15 protein-coding genes are annotated in these 17,183 nt (G+C 76.5%); 9 read left to right on the forward strand and 6 right to left on the reverse strand.

The genetic code is table 11. The annotated features are described in order from the left end of the window. A partial coding sequence (locus tag G6556_RS08700; RefSeq protein WP_240934083.1) for an aminotransferase class I/II-fold pyridoxal phosphate-dependent enzyme occupies positions 1-1,241 on the forward strand: 1,241 nt, incomplete at its 5' end. 114 nt (positions 1,242-1,355) lie between these two features. On the opposite strand, the gene G6556_RS08705 is transcribed toward G6556_RS08700, so the two are convergent. The 4 genes from G6556_RS08705 to G6556_RS08720 all read right to left on the reverse strand — a co-directional run bounded on the left by G6556_RS08705 (position 1,356) and on the right by G6556_RS08720 (position 5,187). Beyond that, positions 1,356-2,663: a multidrug effflux MFS transporter gene (locus G6556_RS08705; protein WP_166940435.1), complete on the reverse strand. Its 1,308-nt coding sequence runs from the start codon at positions 2,661-2,663 to the stop codon at positions 1,356-1,358. Positions 2,664-2,753: 90 nt separating this feature from the next. Then, positions 2,754-3,161, reverse strand: a complete 408-nt coding sequence (locus tag G6556_RS08710) for a VOC family protein (RefSeq protein ID WP_166940437.1) — start codon at positions 3,159-3,161, stop codon at positions 2,754-2,756. 47 nt (positions 3,162-3,208) lie between these two features. Then, positions 3,209-4,273: an adenylate/guanylate cyclase domain-containing protein gene (locus G6556_RS08715; RefSeq protein WP_166940439.1), complete on the reverse strand. Its 1,065-nt coding sequence runs from the start codon at positions 4,271-4,273 to the stop codon at positions 3,209-3,211. Next, a complete protein-coding gene (locus tag G6556_RS08720; protein ID WP_166940441.1) occupies positions 4,270-5,187 on the reverse strand; it encodes a biotin--[acetyl-CoA-carboxylase] ligase in 918 nt (305 codons plus the stop codon). The genes G6556_RS08715 and G6556_RS08720 overlap by 4 nt, the downstream gene beginning before the upstream one ends. Positions 5,188-5,306: 119 nt before the next feature. Between G6556_RS08720 and G6556_RS08725 the strand changes: the two genes are divergently transcribed. The 4 genes from G6556_RS08725 (at position 5,307) to G6556_RS08740 (ending at position 9,547) form a co-directional block, all read left to right on the forward strand. Next, positions 5,307-6,932 (forward strand): acyl-CoA carboxylase subunit beta, encoded by a 1,626-nt coding sequence (locus G6556_RS08725; protein ID WP_166940443.1) that lies wholly within the window; start codon positions 5,307-5,309, stop codon positions 6,930-6,932. After that, positions 6,929-7,513: a hypothetical protein gene (locus G6556_RS08730; RefSeq protein WP_346774797.1), complete on the forward strand. Its 585-nt coding sequence runs from the start codon at positions 6,929-6,931 to the stop codon at positions 7,511-7,513. The genes G6556_RS08725 and G6556_RS08730 overlap by 4 nt, the downstream gene beginning before the upstream one ends. Next, positions 7,510-7,743: an acyl-CoA carboxylase epsilon subunit gene (locus G6556_RS08735; RefSeq protein ID WP_346774798.1), complete on the forward strand. Its 234-nt coding sequence runs from the start codon at positions 7,510-7,512 to the stop codon at positions 7,741-7,743. Before G6556_RS08730 ends, G6556_RS08735 begins: the two co-directional genes overlap by 4 nt. Before the next feature lie 85 nt (positions 7,744-7,828). After that, complete coding sequence (locus G6556_RS08740; protein ID WP_346774799.1) at positions 7,829-9,547, forward strand: DUF885 domain-containing protein; 1,719 nt, start codon at positions 7,829-7,831, stop codon at positions 9,545-9,547. Between the two features lie 65 nt (positions 9,548-9,612). Here G6556_RS08740 and G6556_RS08745 read toward each other — a convergent pair whose 3' ends face one another. Beyond that, positions 9,613-10,251, reverse strand: a complete 639-nt coding sequence (locus G6556_RS08745; protein WP_240934088.1) for a vitamin K epoxide reductase family protein — start codon at positions 10,249-10,251, stop codon at positions 9,613-9,615. 166 nt (positions 10,252-10,417) lie between these two features. Here G6556_RS08745 and G6556_RS08750 point away from each other — a divergent pair, with 166 nt between their 5' ends. The 4 genes from G6556_RS08750 to G6556_RS20190 all read left to right on the forward strand — a co-directional run bounded on the left by G6556_RS08750 (position 10,418) and on the right by G6556_RS20190 (position 15,633). Next, a complete protein-coding gene (locus G6556_RS08750; protein ID WP_166940449.1) occupies positions 10,418-11,056 on the forward strand; it encodes a Maf family nucleotide pyrophosphatase in 639 nt (212 codons plus the stop codon). A 227-nt stretch (positions 11,057-11,283) separates the two neighbouring features. Then, positions 11,284-13,080, forward strand: a complete 1,797-nt coding sequence (locus tag G6556_RS08755) for a biotin carboxylase N-terminal domain-containing protein (protein ID WP_346774800.1) — start codon at positions 11,284-11,286, stop codon at positions 13,078-13,080. Positions 13,081-13,085: 5 nt separating this feature from the next. Further along, positions 13,086-13,592, forward strand: coding sequence for an NUDIX domain-containing protein (locus tag G6556_RS08760; protein WP_346774801.1), 507 nt, complete (start codon positions 13,086-13,088; stop codon positions 13,590-13,592). 58 nt (positions 13,593-13,650) lie between these two features. Next, the gene (locus G6556_RS20190; RefSeq protein WP_166940433.1) at positions 13,651-15,633 is read left to right on the forward strand and encodes an endonuclease/exonuclease/phosphatase family protein; all 1,983 of its coding nucleotides are present in this window, start codon (positions 13,651-13,653) and stop codon (positions 15,631-15,633) included. A gap of 50 nt (positions 15,634-15,683) precedes the next feature. On the opposite strand, the gene G6556_RS08770 is transcribed toward G6556_RS20190, so the two are convergent. Beyond that, the gene (locus tag G6556_RS08770; protein ID WP_166940461.1) at positions 15,684-17,096 is read right to left on the reverse strand and encodes an NAD(P)H-quinone dehydrogenase; all 1,413 of its coding nucleotides are present in this window, start codon (positions 17,094-17,096) and stop codon (positions 15,684-15,686) included. Positions 17,097-17,183 lie beyond the last annotated feature (87 nt).

Raw genomic sequence — 17,183 nt, forward strand, 5'->3', positions numbered from 1 at the left:
GTCGCTGGCGCGACGTCGCCCGGGCCGCGGGCCTGCTCGGCGCGGACGGCGTGCCGCGGCCGACGATCTTCGCCGAGATGTCGGCGCTCGCGGTCGGGACCGGCGCGCTCAACCTCGGGCAGGGGTTCCCCGACGTCGACGGCCCGGAGTCGGTGAAGCGGGTCGCGGCGGAGGCGATCGCGGCGGGCGCCAACCAGTACCCGCCGGGCCCCGGCATCCCGGAGCTGCGCCGCGCGGTCGCCGCGCACCAGGAGCGGCACTACGGCCTGACGCCCGACCCCGGCACCGAGGTGCTGATCACCACCGGTGCGACCGAGGCGCTGGCCGCCGCCGTGCTCGCGCTCACCGAGCCGGGCGACGAGGTGCTGACGCTCGAGCCGTTCTACGACTCGTACGCCGCGGTCATCGGGCTGGCCGGGGCGCGGCACACCACCGCGCCGCTCGCCGCCACGCCCGACGGGTTCCGCCTGGACGCCGACGCCCTGCGCGCCGCGGTCACCGACCGGACCCGCGTCATCCTGCTGAACACCCCGCACAACCCGACGGGCGCGGTGCTGACCCGCGAGGAGCTCGCGGTGGTCGCCGAGGTCGCCGAGCGGCACGACTGCGTCGTCGTCACCGACGAGGTGTACGAGCACCTGACCTACGACGGCGTGCCCCACGTCCCGTTCGCGACGCTGCCCGGCGCAGCGGCGCGCACGCTCACGATCTCGTCGGCGGGCAAGACGTTCTCGTTCACGGGCTGGAAGATCGGCTGGGTCACGGGGCCGGCGGCGCTGGTGGACGCGGTGCGCGCGGTGAAGCAGTTCCTCACGTACGTGTCGGGCGCGCCGTTCCAGCCGGCGATCGCGCACGCGCTCGACCTGGAGACGACCGACGCCCCCGACGCCGGGTACGTGCGCGGGCTTGCCGCGTCGCTCGCCGCCCGCCGGGACCTGCTGAGCGCGGGGCTGACCGCCGCCGGGTTCGACGTGGTGCGGCCCCAGGGCACGTACTTCGTCGTCGCCGACGCCGCGCGGCTGCTCGACGGGCCGCTCGCGCGGCACGGCCTGCGCGACGCGGCGGACCTGTGCCGGGCGCTGCCCGGGCTCGCCGGCGTGGTCGGCGTCCCGGTCGGCGCGTTCACGCACGACGGCTCGACCGCGGACCGGGCGCTGCGCACCGCGGTGCGGTTCACCTACGTGAAGCAGGAGGCCGTGCTCCGCGAGGCCTCGGACCGCCTGGCCGCCCTCGCGGGCTGAGCCGGGCGGCGACTCCCGATCCCCACCGGATCGTCGCGTGACCACCCGGGCGATCGTGGTGCGACGCGACGATCGGGTGGGTGTCGAGGACGGGCGGGCCGATCCCCGAGCGGGTCAGCGCGTCTCGACCGCGGCGCCCAGGCCGCCCTCGGTCCAGCCGCCGCGGCGGTACGCCGGGGTGGCGAGCGCGAGCACGAGCAACGCCCCGCCCGCGCCGGCGAGCATGACCGTCGCCATCGCCCAGGCCGACTCGCCGAGCACGCCGACCAGGGGCGCGACGACGCCCGAGACACCGGCCTGCAGCGCACCGATGAACGCCGCCGCGGTGCCGGCGCGCTCGCCGTGCCGGGACAGCGCGATCGCCGAGGCGTTCGGCGGCGTGAAGTTGACCAGCGACATCGTGAAGAACAGCACCACCAGCAGCGCCGGCAGCCCGCCCCACCCGGTCAGCGCGAGCACCAGCAGCGCGAGGACCAGCACGAACGACGCCGGCAGGGCGACCCGGATGATCTGGATGGGCGCGTACCGGCGGACCAGCGCGGCGTTCACCTGCGCGCCACCGACCAGGCCGATGCCGTTGATCGCGAACACCAGCGCGAACTGCCCGGCGGTCAGGCCGTAGCCCTCGCGGAGCACGAACGGGGAGCCCACGACGTAGCTCATCAGCACGGCCAGGCCGAGACCGGGCAGCAGGGCCAGGGCGACGAAGTGCCGGTCGCGGAGCAGCACCCGGTACCCGCTCCACACGCCGCGCGCCGAGGTCAGCCGCCGCTCGCGCGGCAGGGTCTCGGGCAGGCGGAGCAGCACGACGACCCACAGGCCCGCGCCGTAGATCGCGAGGGCGACGAACACCGCGCGCCAGCCGAACTCGCCGGCGATCAGGCCGCCGACGCTCGGGGCGAACAGCGGCGCGACACCGATGACGAGCATGAGCCGGGACAGCAGCCGGGACGCGTCCGGGCCGACGAACCGGTCCCGGATCACCGCCATCGCGACGACCGACGCCGACGCGTTGAAGAACCCCTGCACCATCCGCAGCCCGATGAGCGGGATGATCGCCGGCGCGACGGCGCACAGCAGCGAGGTCACGACGTGCAGCGCGATGCCGATCAGGACGGGCAGCCGCCGGCCGAACCGGTCGGACAGCGGGCCGATGACGAGCTGCCCGACGGCGCCGCCGACCAGCATCATCGTCATCGTCAGCTGGGCCGCGGCCGCGCTGGTGTCCAGGTCCCGCGCCACGTCGGGCAGCGACGGCAGGTAGATGTCGGTGGTGATCGCGGGCAGCGCGGTCATCACGCCCAGCAGCAGGACGTACTTCGCGGTGGGGCGGAACGCGGGCGCGGTGGCCGCCCCGGCCGGCGGCGGCGCGGTGGTCGTCGAGGGTCGGGCGGGGGTCGGGACGGGTTCGCCGGTGCTCATCTCGGCTGCATCGTCGCACGCGCCGCGCGCCGGTGCGAATCGATTCGACCCGTCGCAGGTCACCCCGGCGACGCCTCGTGCGGCGGGGCGTCAGTCCTCCGGGCCGAGCTCCTGGAACACGGTCAGCTGCAGCCCCGCCGGGCCCTCGAGCCGCGCGTTGAGCGACCGCCACGGCGTCTCGGTGGGCGGCGCGACGAGCTCGGCCCCGCCCTGGTCGACCAGCCGTTCCGTCGTCGCCCGGGTGTCGGCCACCTCGAACGCGACGCGCACGTGCCGCGCGACCTGCCGGCCGACCTCGACGTCGTCGATCAGCCGCTTCTGCGCGGGGTTCGCGATCTCCAGCGTGGCCCGCCCCGCGTCGAGGATCGCGACGTGCGCGCCGTCGCCGCCCTCGTACGCCTCGAGCTGCTCCAGCCCGAGCACGTCGCGGTAGAACGCCAGGGCGGCGTCGTAGTCCTCGGCCTCGACCACCAGCCGGAGCTGGCGCACGGGGCGCACGGGGCGCTCCCCGCCCCCGGCCCCGGTCCCCGTCCCGTCCGCCACCGTCACGCCGTCCGGATCCGCACCGGGGCCAGCGCCCCGATGCCCTCGAGCTCCCGCTCGGGCAGCGGCTCCAGCAGCATCCCCGGCGCGTCGAGCAGCAGCCGGGCGGTCGCCGGGTCGGTCAGCACCGTGCTCGGGTCGGCGATGTCCGTGAGCCGCGCCGCGACGTTGACCGACGGCCCGAACACGTCGCCGAACCGGGACAGCACCCGGCCCCACACCACGCCGACCCGCACCGGGGTCACGCCGCGCGCGCCCTCGGCCAGCCCGCCGGCCCCGCGCTCCCGCTCGACGTCGAGGTCGCCGCCCAGCACCCGAGCGAGCTCCAGCGCGACCTTCGCGCCGGTCCGCACGTCGTCGGCCACGAACAGCACCGCGTCGCCGATCGTCTTGACCACGCGCCCGCCGCACTGGGTGACGACGTCGCGCGCGGCGGTCTCGAACCGCTGCACGAAGTCGGACAGGTCCGTGGAGCCGAGGCCGGCGGTGCGGCGGGTGAACGACACCATGTCGGCGAACCCGACGGCGCGCGCGAGCGGCAGCGCGGCGGGGTCCGCCTCGGCCGCCCCGGCCTCGCCGCCGGCCGCGAACTCGACGGCGTACCGCGCGGCGATCGACGCGAGGTGCCGGCGGTAGGAGTGCAGCAGCTGGGCCTCGAGGACGGGCGCCAGGCGCGGCAGCTCGTCCAGGACCGCGCGGCGGGCGGCCGGGTCGTCCAGGTCGCGCCGGGTCGCCATGTCCTCGACCAGCGCCTCAACCTGCCAGAGCGCGAGCCGGTCGCTGGTGTGCCCGAGCGCGCGGGTCAGGGAGATCATCGTGCGGCTGCCGACGTCGTCCTCCCGCAGCAGCGCGGCGACCCGCTCGACGGCCTCGGCGTCCCGGCCGGTGAAGGCGACGTCGTCGGCGTCCGGGTGCGGCAGGCCGAGCGTCCGCCAGTACAGCCGCACCAGCTCCAGGTCGAGCCCCGACCGGTCGGCGAGGTCGCGCAGCGACAGCGTCCGCGGGCCGCCGAGCAGCGCCGCGTCCAGCGCGGCCGCCTGCACCCCGTCCTGCACCTCGTCCGTCACGACAGCGACCCTAGTTCACCGACCGGGCGCACGTGACGCACGTCACCGGCGAGCAGCACCCGCTCCGCCCCGGCCGCGTCCCGGACCACCAGGGCGCCGTCGGCGTCGATCCGCTCGGCGGTCCCGCGCAGCTCCGAGCCGTCCGGCAGCGTGGCCCGGACCGGCCCGCCCAGGGTGAGGCAGGCGTCCGCGACCGCCGTGTCCAGGCCGGCCGCCGCGACGTCGCCGCCGTGGTCCTGCCAGCGCCGCAGCACCGCGACGACCTCGCCGACCACGGCGACCAGCAGCGCCGTCCGGTCGACGCCCGGCGCCCCCGCCGCGCGCAGCGAGGTCGCGCTCGGCACCGGCAGCTCGTCCGGCGCCTGGTCGACGTTGATCCCGACGCCCAGCACGACCGTGTCCCCCGCGGGCGCGACCTCGGCGAGGATCCCGACCGCCTTGCGGTGCGGGCCCCAGCCCGGCAGGTCGGCCCCGTCCGCGGGGGGCAGCAGCACGTCGTTCGGCCACTTCACCCCGGCCGCGAGCCCCGTGGCCGCCCGCACGGCGCGCGCCACCGCGAGGCCGGTGAGCAGCGGCAGCCAGCCCCACCGGTCGCGCGGCACGCCGGGGCGCACAGCCAGGGACAGGGTCAGCGCGGCGCCCGCCGGGGTGGTCCACGTGTGGTCGGCGCGGCCGCGGCCCGCCTGCTGGTGCTCGGCGACGAGCAGCCCGCCGTCCGCCCACGACGGGTCGGCCGCGACCCGCGCGAGCAGCTCGGTGCTGGTCGACCCCGCGGCCGGCAGCACCTCGCACCGGCGCAGCGGCCCCGCGGGGTGCAGCAGGGCCGCCCGCACCTGGTCGGCGCGCAGCGGTGCGCGGGCCGGGCCGGTCGCACCGGTCGCGCCCGGGGTCCCGACGGGCTCGGTGTCGTCCACGGGTCCATCCTCGCCCGCCCCGCTCGCGACCGCGTTGTGGCATTCGCACGACCCGGCGCGCGGGAGTCCGTGCCCGTCGCCCAGGCCGGTCCGGGCGCGGGCCCACTAGCCTCGTGCGGGTGACCGACCAGCTCCCGGCGGACCAGACCGCCGCCACGCCCGCCGCCCCCCGGCCCGCCGGCACCGCCGCCAAGGTCGCCGACCTGGCCGACCGGCACCGCCGCGCCGTGACGGAGCCCGAGCAGGCGGCGGCCCAGAAGCAGCACGCCCGCGGCAAGCGCACCGCCCGCGAGCGCATCGAGGCGCTCCTCGACCCGGGCTCGTTCACCGAGCTCGACGCGTTCGTCCGGCACCGCTCGACCAACTTCGGCCTCGACCGCAAGCGCGTCCCCGGGGACGGCGTCGTCGTCGGGCACGGCACGGTCGACGGCCGCCCGGTCGCCGTCTACTCCCAGGACTTCACGGTGTTCGGCGGCAGCCTCGGCGAGGTGCACGGCCAGAAGATCACCAAGGTGATGGACCTGGCGCTGCGCACCGGCATGCCGCTGGTCGGGATCAGCGACGGCGGCGGCGCCCGCATCCAGGAGGGCGTCGCGGGCCTCACCCAGTTCGCGGAGATCTTCCGGCGCAACGTCGCCGCCTCGGGCGTCATCCCGCAGATCAGCCTGATCCTCGGCCCCTCGGCCGGCGGCGCGGTGTACTCCCCCGCGCTGACGGACTTCATCGTCATGGCCGACGGCACGTCCAACATGTTCATCACCGGCCCCGACGTGATCCGCGCGGTGACCGGCGAGGACGTCGGCTTCGAGGAGCTCGGCGGCGCGACCACGCACAACACCCGGTCGGGCGTCGCGCACTACCTGGCATCGGACGAGGACGACGCGCTGGACTACGTGCGCTCGCTGCTGTCCTACCTGCCGCAGAACAACCTCACGGACCCGCCGGCGTACCCGCAGGAGGCGGACCTCGAGGTCACCGACGAGGACCTGGAGCTCGACGCCCTGGTGCCGGACTCCGACAACCAGCCGTACGACATGCGGACCGTCGTCGAGCACGTGCTGGACGACGGCGACCTGCTGGAGGTCCAGCCGCTGTTCGCCCGGAACGTCCTGGTCGGCTTCGGCCGGGTCGAGGGGCACGCGGTCGGGATCGTGGCCAACCAGCCGCTCACGATGGCGGGCACGCTCGACATCGACGCGGCCGAGAAGGCGGCGCGGTTCGTGCGGACCTGCGACGCGTTCAGCATCCCGGTGCTGACGTTCGTCGACGTCCCGGGCTTCTTGCCCGGCACCGACCAGGAGTGGAACGGCATCATCCGCCGCGGCGCGAAGCTCATCTATGCCTACGCGGAGGCGACCGTCCCGCTCGTCACCGTCATCACCCGCAAGGCGTACGGTGGCGCGTACATCGTCATGGGGTCGAAGCAGCTCGGCGCCGACGTGAACCTCGCGTGGCCCACGGCGCAGATCGCGGTGATGGGCGCCGGCGGTGCGGTGAACATCCTGCAGCGCGGCGCGCTCAAGGAGGTCGCCGAGGCCGGCGGTGACGTCGAGGCCGAGCGCGCCCGGCTCACCCGCGAGTACGAGGAGGCCATCGTGAACCCGTGGGACGCCGCGGACCGCGGCTACGTGGACGCGGTCATCGCGCCCGCCGAGACCCGGTCGCAGATCGTGCGCGCGCTGCGCGTGCTGCGCACCAAGCGCGCGGCGCTGCCGCCCAAGAAGCACGGGAACATCCCGCTGTGACCGGCGACCCGCTGCTGCCCGGCCCCGAGGACCACGGCGGCCACGACCACGGCACGCACGACCACGCGGGCGGCGCGCACGGCCCCGAGCCGCTGCCCGGGGTCGACACCGGCGCCATGCACGGCGTGGTGGACGAGCTCGCCGCGGCGCTGCACGACTACGTGGACACCGCCGCCGGCGTGCGCGCCGAGTTCGGCGCCTCCGAGGCCGACGAGGACCCCCGGGTGCTCGCGCTCGAGTCCCGCGTCTCCGCGCTGAACGCCCGGCTGTACGACCTGCTGCACGAGAGCCTCGGCATGCACTCCGAGCTCACCGGCATGACGTGGGAGGACGAGGCCGCGCCGTCCGAGGCGCCCGCCGCCGACGAGGACACCGACGAGTTCCACCTCGGGTTCGTGATCAGCGTGCCGGCCGCGCCGCACGACCAGTCCATCGACGCCGTGCTCGGCATCGTCGACAACGGCGGCGCGGAGATCGTCGAGCGCCTGCTGGACAGCGGCTTCACCGTCGAGGGCTGGGGCGCGTCCCGCGGGGCGCCCGTGACGTTCGAGGACGACGAGGACGGCGGGGACGAGGCGTGAGCGGCGACGCCGCGGCGCTGCCGCACGTCCAGGTGGTCCGGGGCACGCCGGACGACGTCGAGCTCGCGGCGCTGGTCGCCGGCCTGGTCGCGGCGTCCGTGCCCGGGGACGACGACGCGGTCGAGGACGCGCTGCCCCGCGCGGGCTGGGCGGACCGGGCGCGGACGCTCCCCGGCGCGCGGGGTGCGTGGCGGACCGGGCCGGACGCCTGGCGGCGCAGCCTGCGCTGACGCGGCCCCGCCGGCCGCCCGCGCCCGGCCGGGGCCGATGGGGAAAGCCCGGGCGCCCCGGCGCGACGCCGGTAGGGTCGTCCGGGTGAGCACTGCACCCGACACCACCGGGGCGCCGCAGCGCCCCGCGACCCCGATCGACGCCGTCGCCGACGCGTACGTCGCGACCACCGCCGCCCTCGACCCGTTCGGCGCGACCGCGCTCGGCGTCACGGGCCACGACCACGAGGTCACCGACCTCTCCCCCGCCGGGCACGAGGCGCGCGCGGACGCGGCCCGCGCCACGCTGGCGCAGCTCGACGGCCTCGCCCCGGCCGACGAGGTGGACGCCGTCACGCTCGCCGCGATGCGCGAGCGCCTCGGCCTCGACCTCGAGCTGCACGAGGCCGGCGAGTGGCTCGCCGACCTCAACGTCATCGCCTCGCCCGTCCAGGGCATGCGCGACGTCTTCGACATCATGGCCACCGACGGGCCCGAGGCCTGGGCGACCACCGCCCAGCGGCTCGCGGGCCTGCCGCGCTCCGGCGCCGGCTACGTCGAGTCGCTGCGCCTGGCCGCGTCGCGCGGGCAGGTCCCGGCGATCCGCCAGGTCCGCGAGGCCATCGCGCAGGCCGAGGAGCTGGCCGACGCGTCGTCGTCGTTCTTCACCTCGTTCGTCACCGGCCCCGAGGCCGCCGCCGCGGTCGAGGAGGGCGGCGACGCGCTCCGCGCGGACCTGGAGCGCGGCGCGGAGGCCGCCCGGCAGACCTACGCCGACCTGGTGACGTTCCTGCGCGACGAGCTCGCCCCGCAGGCGCCCGAGGCGGACGCCGCGGGCCGCGAGCGCTACGCGCTGTGGTCCCGGTACTTCCTGGGCGCGACCGTCGACCTGGACGAGACCTACCAGTGGGGCCTCGAGGAGCTCGCGCGCGTCGTCGCCGAGCAGGAGGCCGTGGCGGCCGAGATCGCCGGCCCGGGCGCCACCGTCGAGCAGGCCGTCGCCGCGCTGGACGCCGACCCGTCCCGCCGGCTCGAGGGCACCGAGGCGCTGCAGCGCTGGATGCAGGAGACCTCCGACGCGGCGGTCGCCGCGCTCGACGGCGTGCACTTCACCATCCCGGACGCCATCCGCACCCTGGAGTGCCGGATCGCCCCGACCCAGAACGGCGGGATCTACTACACCGGCCCGTCCGACGACTTCAGCCGGCCCGGCAGGATGTGGTGGTCGGTGCCGCCGGAGGTCACCACGTTCAACACCTGGCGCGAGAAGACGACCGTGTTCCACGAGGGCGTCCCCGGTCACCACCTGCAGGTCGGCCAGGCGGTCTACAACCGCGCGCAGCTCAACTCCTGGCGCCGGCTGGCGTGCTGGGTGTCCGGCCACGGCGAGGGCTGGGCGCTGTACGCCGAGCGGCTCATGGCGGACCTCGGGCACCTGGACGACCCGGGCGACCGGCTCGGCATGCTCGACGGGCAGCGGATGCGCGCCGCCCGCGTGGTGCTGGACCTCGGCGTGCACCTCGGCCTCGAGGCGCCGGAGCGCTGGGGCGGCGGGACCTGGGACGCCGACAAGGCGTGGGAGTTCCTGCGGGCCAACGTCAACATGCCCGAGCAGTTCATCCGGTTCGAGCTGAACCGCTACCTGGGCTGGCCGGGCCAGGCCCCGTCCTACAAGATCGGCCAGCGAATCTGGGAGCAGATCCGGGACGGCGCCGCGGACTCCGCGCAGCAGCGCGGCGAGGCGTTCGACCTCCGGGCGTTCCACGCCCGGGCGCTCGGCATGGGCGCGCTGCCGCTCGACGTGCTGCGGACCGCACTGGCCTGACCGGCGCGGGACGACGAGGGCCCCCGGACCTGCGCGGTCCGGGGGCCTCGTGCGTGCGGGGCGGCTCAGGCGGCCAGCAGCGTCGGGCCGTACTTGAGCAGGATCGCCGCGACGAACAGCACGAGCACCGCGATCGTCACGTACCAGTCGCTGCCGGACGCGACGAACCCGCGCGCCCACGGCCCGGCGCGACCCGGCAGCCGCAGGTGGCCGTCCCGGACGTTCCACCGGGTCAGGCCCGCCCAGACCAGGGTCGTGGTGACGGTGATGAGCAGGCACCAGGGGCACAGCGCCTTGATGACGAAGTACGACTGCAGGAACAGCCACCACGCGAACACCAGGGCCACCGTGTAGAGCGCCTGGGTGCCGAGCATGTACCAGCGCGGGAACCGCACCCCGGCGATGCCGGCGACCGAGATCGCGATGACCACGGACTCGAAGGCGATGCCGAGGAACGCGTTCGGGAAGCCGAGCAGCTGCGCCTGCCAGGTGCGGGCGACGGTGCCGCACGAGATCACCGAGCTGAGGTCGCAGCTGAACGTCGCCGCGGGGTTCGCGGCCAGGTGCCACGCCTCGACCGACAGCACGAACGAGGTGAGCAGCCCGATCACGCCGGACACGACCATCTCGATCGCGGTCCGGCGGCGCCACGCCGCGCGTGCGGGCGAGTCGGGGTCGTCGTCCTCCCGGGCGTGGTCGAGCAGGTCGGTCGGGTCGGCTGCTGCGCCGCTCGGGCGCGTGGCCCGCGCGCTGTCCTCGGTCACGCCCGTCATCGTCGCATCCCCTCCTGGGAGTTCCCCGGACATCATCGGCACGGGACCGGTGCCGTCCGAGGGACGTACGTCCCCGACCTCGCCGTACGCTCGCCGGGTGACGACCCTGGTGCTCGCCTCCGCCTCCCCCGCCCGGCTCGCGACCCTGCGCTCGGCGGGGATCGAGCCGACCGTCGCCGTGTCCGCCGTCGACGAGCCCGCCGTGCTCGCCGCCGCCGGTGACGTGCCGCCCGCCGAGGCGGTGCTGCTGCTCGCCCGCGCCAAGGCCCGGGACGTGGCGCCCGGGCACGCGGGGGCGCTGGTGCTCGGGTGCGACTCGATGCTGGAGCTCGACGGGCAGGTGCTCGGCAAGCCGGCCGACGCCGCGGACGCCGCGGCGCGCTGGCGGGCGATGCGCGGCCGAAGCGGGCGGCTGCACACCGGGCACTGGCTGGTGGACCGCCGGGACGGCGCGGCGGGCGGCGACCGGACCGGGCCCGCCGAGGACGGCGCCACGTCCACGACCGTCGTGCACTTCGCCGACGTCTCGGACGCCGAGATCGACGCCTACGTCGCCACCGGCGAGCCGCTGTGGGTCGCGGGCGCGTTCACGATCGACGGGCTCGGCGGCGCGTTCATCACCGGCGTCGAGGGCGACCACCACGGCGTCGTCGGCCTGAGCCTCCCGCTGCTCCGGGGCCTGCTCGCGGCGCGGGGCGTCCCGATCCACACCCTCTGGACCCGCCTCCCCTCCTGACGCACCGGTACCGGGTGCACAGCCGACACGTCGAGCGCCCATCCCGCGGGTAGGCGCTCGACGTGTCCGGTAGGCGCTCGACGCGGCGCCGGGGCGCGCGGCGGACGCCGTCCGTCCGCTGTGGAACCCTCCAACGGCGCGGGGACCCGGTTGGCCGGATCGGCGATCTTCGCGGCACGACGGCCCGCGGGCGTGAACGCCGGAGGTCCCCCGCGTTACGGTGAGCCGTGCCCCGCATCTCGAAGGTCCTCGTCGCCAACCGCGGCGAGATCGCCGTCCGCATCGCCCGCGCCTGCCGCGACGCCGGCCTCGCCTCCGTCGCCGTGTACGCGGACCCCGATCGCGAGGCGCTGCACGTGCGCGTCGCGGACGAGGCGTACGCCCTGGACGGCGCCCGCGCAGCCGAGACCTACCTCGACATCGCCAAGCTGCTCGACGTCGCCCGCCGCTCCGGCGCCGACGCCGTGCACCCGGGCTACGGGTTCCTGTCGGAGAACGCCGAGTTCGCGCAGGCCGTCCTGGACGCCGGCCTGGTGTGGGTCGGCCCGCCGCCCGCCGCGATCCGGGACCTCGGCGACAAGGTGAGCGCGCGGCACATCGCGCAGCGCGCCGGCGCCCCGCTGGTCGCCGGCACCCCGGACCCGGTGTCCGGGGCCGAGGAGGTGCACGCGTTCGTCCGTGAGCACGGGCTGCCGGTCGCCATCAAGGCGGCGTTCGGCGGCGGCGGCCGCGGCCTCAAGGTCGCCCGCACCTCCGAGGAGATCGACGAGCTGTACGACTCCGCCGTGCGCGAGGCCGTCGCGGCGTTCGGCCGCGGCGAGTGCTTCGTCGAGCGGTACCTGGACCGTCCGCGGCACGTCGAGACCCAGTGCCTCGCGGACGAGCACGGCACCGTGGTCGTCGTGTCGACCCGGGACTGCTCGCTGCAGCGCCGGCACCAGAAGCTGGTCGAGGAGGCGCCCGCGCCGTTCCTGTCCGACGCGCAGCGCGCCCAGCTGGTCGACGCCTCGGTCGCCATCCTCAAGGAGGCCGGCTACGTCGGCGCCGGCACGTGCGAGTTCCTCGTCGCCGCGGACGGGACGATCTCGTTCCTCGAGGTGAACACGCGCCTGCAGGTCGAGCACCCGGTGTCCGAGGAGATCAGCGGCATCGACCTGGTGCGCGAGCAGCTCCGGATCGCCGACGGCGAGGCCCTCGGCTACGACCACGTGGAGACCCGCGGCCACTCCTTCGAGTTCCGGCTGAACGGCGAGGACCCGGCCGCCGGGTTCCTGCCCGCGCCCGGGAAGATCTCGACGCTCCGGTTCCCCGCGGGCCCCGGCGTCCGCGTCGACTCGGGCGTCGTCGAGGGCGACACCGTGTCGGGCGCCTTCGACTCGATGATCGCCAAGCTGGTCGTCACTGGCGCGACCCGGCAGCAGGCAGCCGAGCGCGCCCGCCGCGCCCTGGCCGAGCTGGAGATCGCCGGCATCCCGACGGTCGTGCCGTTCCACCGCGCCGTGATGGCCGAGCCCGCGTTCGTCCCGACGGACCCGGACCAGCCGTTCTCGGTGCACACCCGGTGGATCGAGACCGAGTTCGCCGACCGGCTGCCCACGCTCACCGGCACCCCGGCGGTCACCGCGACGGGCTCCGACGAGGACGGCGAGCCCACCGAGCTCGAGCGCGTGGTCGTCGAGGTCGGCGGCAAGCGGCTCGAGGTCGTGCTGCCCGCCGCTCTGGCCCTGCGCGCCGGCCGCGGCCGCGCCGCCGCCGCGGGCCCCCGCCGCTCCGCCCCGCGCCGTGCCACGGGCCGGCCCGCCGCGTCCGGCAACGCGCTCACCTCCCCCATGCAGGGCACGATCGTCAAGGTCGCCGTCGGCGAGGGCGACACGGTGGCCGAGGGCGACCTGGTCGTGGTGCTCGAGGCCATGAAGATGGAGCAGCCGCTGGTCGCGCACCGCGCCGGCACCATCGCATCCCTGTCCGCCGACGTCGGCGGGATGGTCGCGGCGGGCACCCCCATCTGCGAGATCGTCGACTGAGCACCGTGGCGCGGCGACCCCACCACCCCGGCGACGGGTGGGTCGAGTGCCGGTGCGGCCGACGGCACTGGGGCACCGCCGGCGCCGCCGGCCTGCTGCTCGCGCGCCCGGCGACCGGGACCGACGCGGCCGCGGTCGTGCTGCAGCACCGCGCACCGTGGAGCGACCAGGGCGGCACCTGGGGGCTCCCGGGCGGGGCCCGGCACACCGGGGAGTCCGCGGTCGACGGCGCCCTGCGCGAGTCGCTGGAGGAGGCGGGGATCGAGCCGGCGTCCGTCCGCGTCGTCGGCGAGCACGTCCTCGACCACGGCGACTGGTCCTACACGACGGTGGTCGCCGTCACGACCGGCCCCGTCGATGCGCGGCCCACCGACGACGAGAGCCTCGCGATCGCCTGGGTCGCGCTCGACGACGTGCCGGCGCTGCCGCTGCTGCCCGCGTTCGCGGACGCCTGGCCCACGCTGCGGGCCTCGCTGCCGCCGGAGGTCGAGGGCGGCGCCGCCCCGGCCTGACCCACCGGCGGGGGGAAGTCGTTCGCGGGAGCGGCGCGCCGCCCACTACGTTGACGGCGTGAGCGTCCCCGAAGCCGCACCGCCGTCGGTGCCCCCCGCGTCCGCACCGTCGCCGGCCGGGAGCCCGCTCCCCCCGGACGCCGGCACCGCGACCCGGGTCTCGCTGGTGGCGCTCGTGACGGTGCTCGCCGTCGACGCCGTGCGCGCCGCCGGACCCGTGCTGGACCGCGCGTTCGCGGTGAGCACCGTCGCCGTCGCGGGCGCGGCGCTGGTCACGTTCCTCGGCGCGGGCCTGCTGGCCGCCCTGGCGCTGGTCGGCACCGGCCGCCGCGGCTCCGGCACCGCGTCCGGCCGCACCGTCCTGGTCGCCGTGACCGTCCTCGGCGCGTCCCGCCTCGTCACGCAGGTGGTGCACGACGGGTCGCGGTTCGTCGCGGGGCTGCTCACCGCGTCGCTCGCGGTCGCCGCGCTGGTGCTGGCGACCACGCTGGTCGCGGGCCGGGCCGGCGGCGGACGGCAGGCGGCGCTCGGGCTGACGCTCGGCACCGGGCTGTCGGCCGCGCTGCAGCTGGCGCTCGGCACCTGGGACCCGCTGTGGCGGGGCGGGGTGCTCGGCAGCGTCGTCGCCGTGGCGCTCGTCCTGGTCGCCGTCGCGCTCGCGTGGGTCGCGCGCGGTGAGCAGGCCACCGGCCGGCCGCGCCGGACCTGGGTGCTCGGGCCCGCGCTCGCGCTCGTCGTCATGGTGCTGGGCAACCCGGCGTTCGCCGCGGCGCAGTCGCACCTGCCCCTGATGGCCGCCGGGACCGCCACCGTGCTCGCCTCGGCGCTGACCGCCTGGCTGCTGCTCGTGCCGCGGATCATGGCCCGCCCGGTGCGCTGGGCCGCCGCCGTCCTGCTGCCCGTCGCCACCGCGGTCGCGTTCCTCAGCACCGGCGTCGCCGCGCTCGTCGCGATCCTGGTCGCCGAGGCCGCCGCCGGCGTCGTGCTCACCGTCGCGCTGAAGACCCGCCGGCCCGCGCCGCCCGGCATCCCGCGCACCGCGCTCGCCACCGGCGGCGTCGGGCTGGGCCTGGTCGTCGTGCTGCTGCTCTACCTGCTCGACTACGACGTCCCGCTCGGCGTCGACAACGCGTGGGTCGTCGTCCTGGCGGCCGCCCTGCTCGCCACCGGCGGGCTGCGGTGGCGGACCCCGGCGAGCGCGGACGCCGCGCGCGAGCCCGCTCCCCCGCTGCGCGCCAACGCGCTGCGGTTCCTCGTGCTGCCGTCGGTCGCGCTGCTCCTGGTCGGCTGGGTGTCCGCGACGCTCGCCGCCCCCGCACCGGCCGCCGACCGGGACCCGGACTCGTTCGTGGTCCTGGACTGGAACCTGCACTACGGCGTCGCCGCGCACACGGCCGTCGACCTGGAGCAGATCGCCCGCACGATCGAGGCCCAGGGCCCGGACGTCGTCGCGCTGCAGGAGGTGTCGCGCGGCTGGGTGCTCGGCGGCGGCGCGGACATGCTCACCTGGCTCGGCCACCGGCTCGGCATGCACGTCGCGTTCGCCCCGGCGGCGGACCAGCAGTTCGGCAACGCGCTGCTGTCCCGCACGGAGCTCACCGACGTCGAGGTCGTCGCGCTGCCGTACGGCGCCGGGCCGCAGGACCGGTCGGCGCTGACCGCGCGGGTCGCGGGTCCCGGCGGCGCGCCGGTCCGGGTGACGTCGGTGCACCTGCAGCACCGGGACGAGAACGTGGGCACCCGGCTGGACCAGCTCGCCGCGCTCGAGGCCGCGCTGCCCGACGACGGGCCGTCGGTGCTCGCCGGCGACCTGAACGCCGAGCCGGGCTCCGCCGAGGTCGGCGCGCTCGCCGACGCCGGCTGGGTCAGCGCGATGGACACCGCGGGCGCCGAGGACGTGCTCACCCACCCGAGCAACGAGCCCGCGGTGCGGATCGACTGGGTGCTCGGGCGCGGCGGGGTGCGGTTCGCCGAGGCGCGGGTGCTCGCGGACGACTCCTCGGACCACCTGGCGCTGGTGACCGAGGTCCGGGCGGGCTGACGCGGAGGCCGGCGCGCGGGCCGGGGCGCGCGCGCCGGCGCGCGCCGGCCTCAGCCCTGGTCGGTCTGGTGCAGCACCCGCGCGACCTCGGCGATGCTGCCCGACAGCGACGGGTACACCGTGAAGGCGTTCGCCACGTCGTCGACCGTCAGGCTGTGCGACACGGCCAGCGTGATCGGGAAGATCAGCTCCGACGCCCGCGGCGCCACGACCACGCCGCCGAGCACCGTGCCGGCCGTCGAGTGCGCGAACAGCTTCACGAACCCGTCCCGGACGCCGAGCATCTTCGCGCGCGGGTTCCGCGCCAGCGGCAGCGTGTGCGTGACGAAGTGCGCGTCCCGCTCGATCAGCGCCGTCTCGGAGAGGCCGACCGTCGCGATCTCGGGGGCGGTGAAGATGTTCGCCGCCACGCCGCGCAGCCGCAGCGGCGCCACGGCGTCGCCCAGCGCGTGCGACATCGCGATCCGCCCCTGCATCGCCGCGACCGACGCCAGCGGCAGCACGCCGGTCACGTCGCCCGCCGCGTAGACGCCGCGCGCGGACGTCCGGGACACCTTGTCCACCTCGATGTGCCCGGACGGCGTGGTCCGCACGCCCGCCTCGGCGAGCCCGAGGTCCTCCGTGCTGGGGATCGACCCGACCGCGAGCAGCACGTGCGACCCGTGGATCTCCCGGCCGTCGGCCAGCGTCACCACGACGCCGTCCTCGGTCCGGCGCGCCGCCTGGGCCCGCGAGCGCCCGACGACCTCCATGCCGCGGGTGCGGAACACCTCCTCCAGCATCGTCGCGGCGTCGGCGTCCTCGCCGGGCAGCACCCGGTCGCGGCTCGACACCAGCACCACCTGGGAGCCCAGCGACACGTAGGCGCCGGCGAACTCGGCGCCGGTCACGCCCGAGCCGACCACGATCAGCCGCTCCGGCAACGCGTCCAGGTGGTACAGCTGCGTCCAGGTGAGGATGCGCTCGCCGTCCGGCTGCGCGTCGGGCAGCGTGCGCGGGGTCGCGCCGGTCGCCAGCAGCACCACGTCCGCGTCGAGCGTCTCCTCGGCGTCGCCGGTGACGACGACCCGCTCCGGGCCGTCGAGCCGCCCGTGGCCGATCACCACGCGGACGCCCTCGCGCTCCATCCGGGTGCGGATGTCGCGGGACTGCGCCAGCGCGAGGTCGCGCACCCGGGCGTTCACCGCGGCGAGGTCGATGCTGTGCCGGCGGCTGCGGCCGGTGTCCTCCCCCGGCGCGTCGTCCTCCGCGGGGCCCGCGGGCACGTCCAGGCGGATGCCGAGGTCGTGCGCGCGCTCGGCGATCGTCATCCACTCGGCGGTGGCGATCAGCGTCTTCGACGGCACGACGTCGGTGAGCACCGCGGCGCCGCCGAGGCCCGCGCGCTCGACGACGGTGACCTCCGCGCCGAGCCGGCGGGCCACCAGGGCGGCCTCGTAGCCGCCGGGTCCGCCGCCGACCACGACGACGCGCGGCGCGGGGCGGTCGCCGGCCGGGGAGGCCGAAGCGGGCGCGGCGGCGCTGCTGGTCGAGGAGGCGGGCGGGGCGGC

The organism is Cellulomonas sp. IC4_254 (assembly GCF_011603975.1).
Taxonomy (GTDB): domain Bacteria; phylum Actinomycetota; class Actinomycetes; order Actinomycetales; family Cellulomonadaceae; genus Cellulomonas.

Bases quoted from the DNA above. Each gene is read 5' to 3' on its own strand.
- G6556_RS08705 (WP_166940435.1), bottom strand. From the start codon at position 2,663: ATGAGCACCGGCGAACCCGTCCCGACCCCCGCCCGACCCTCGACGACC.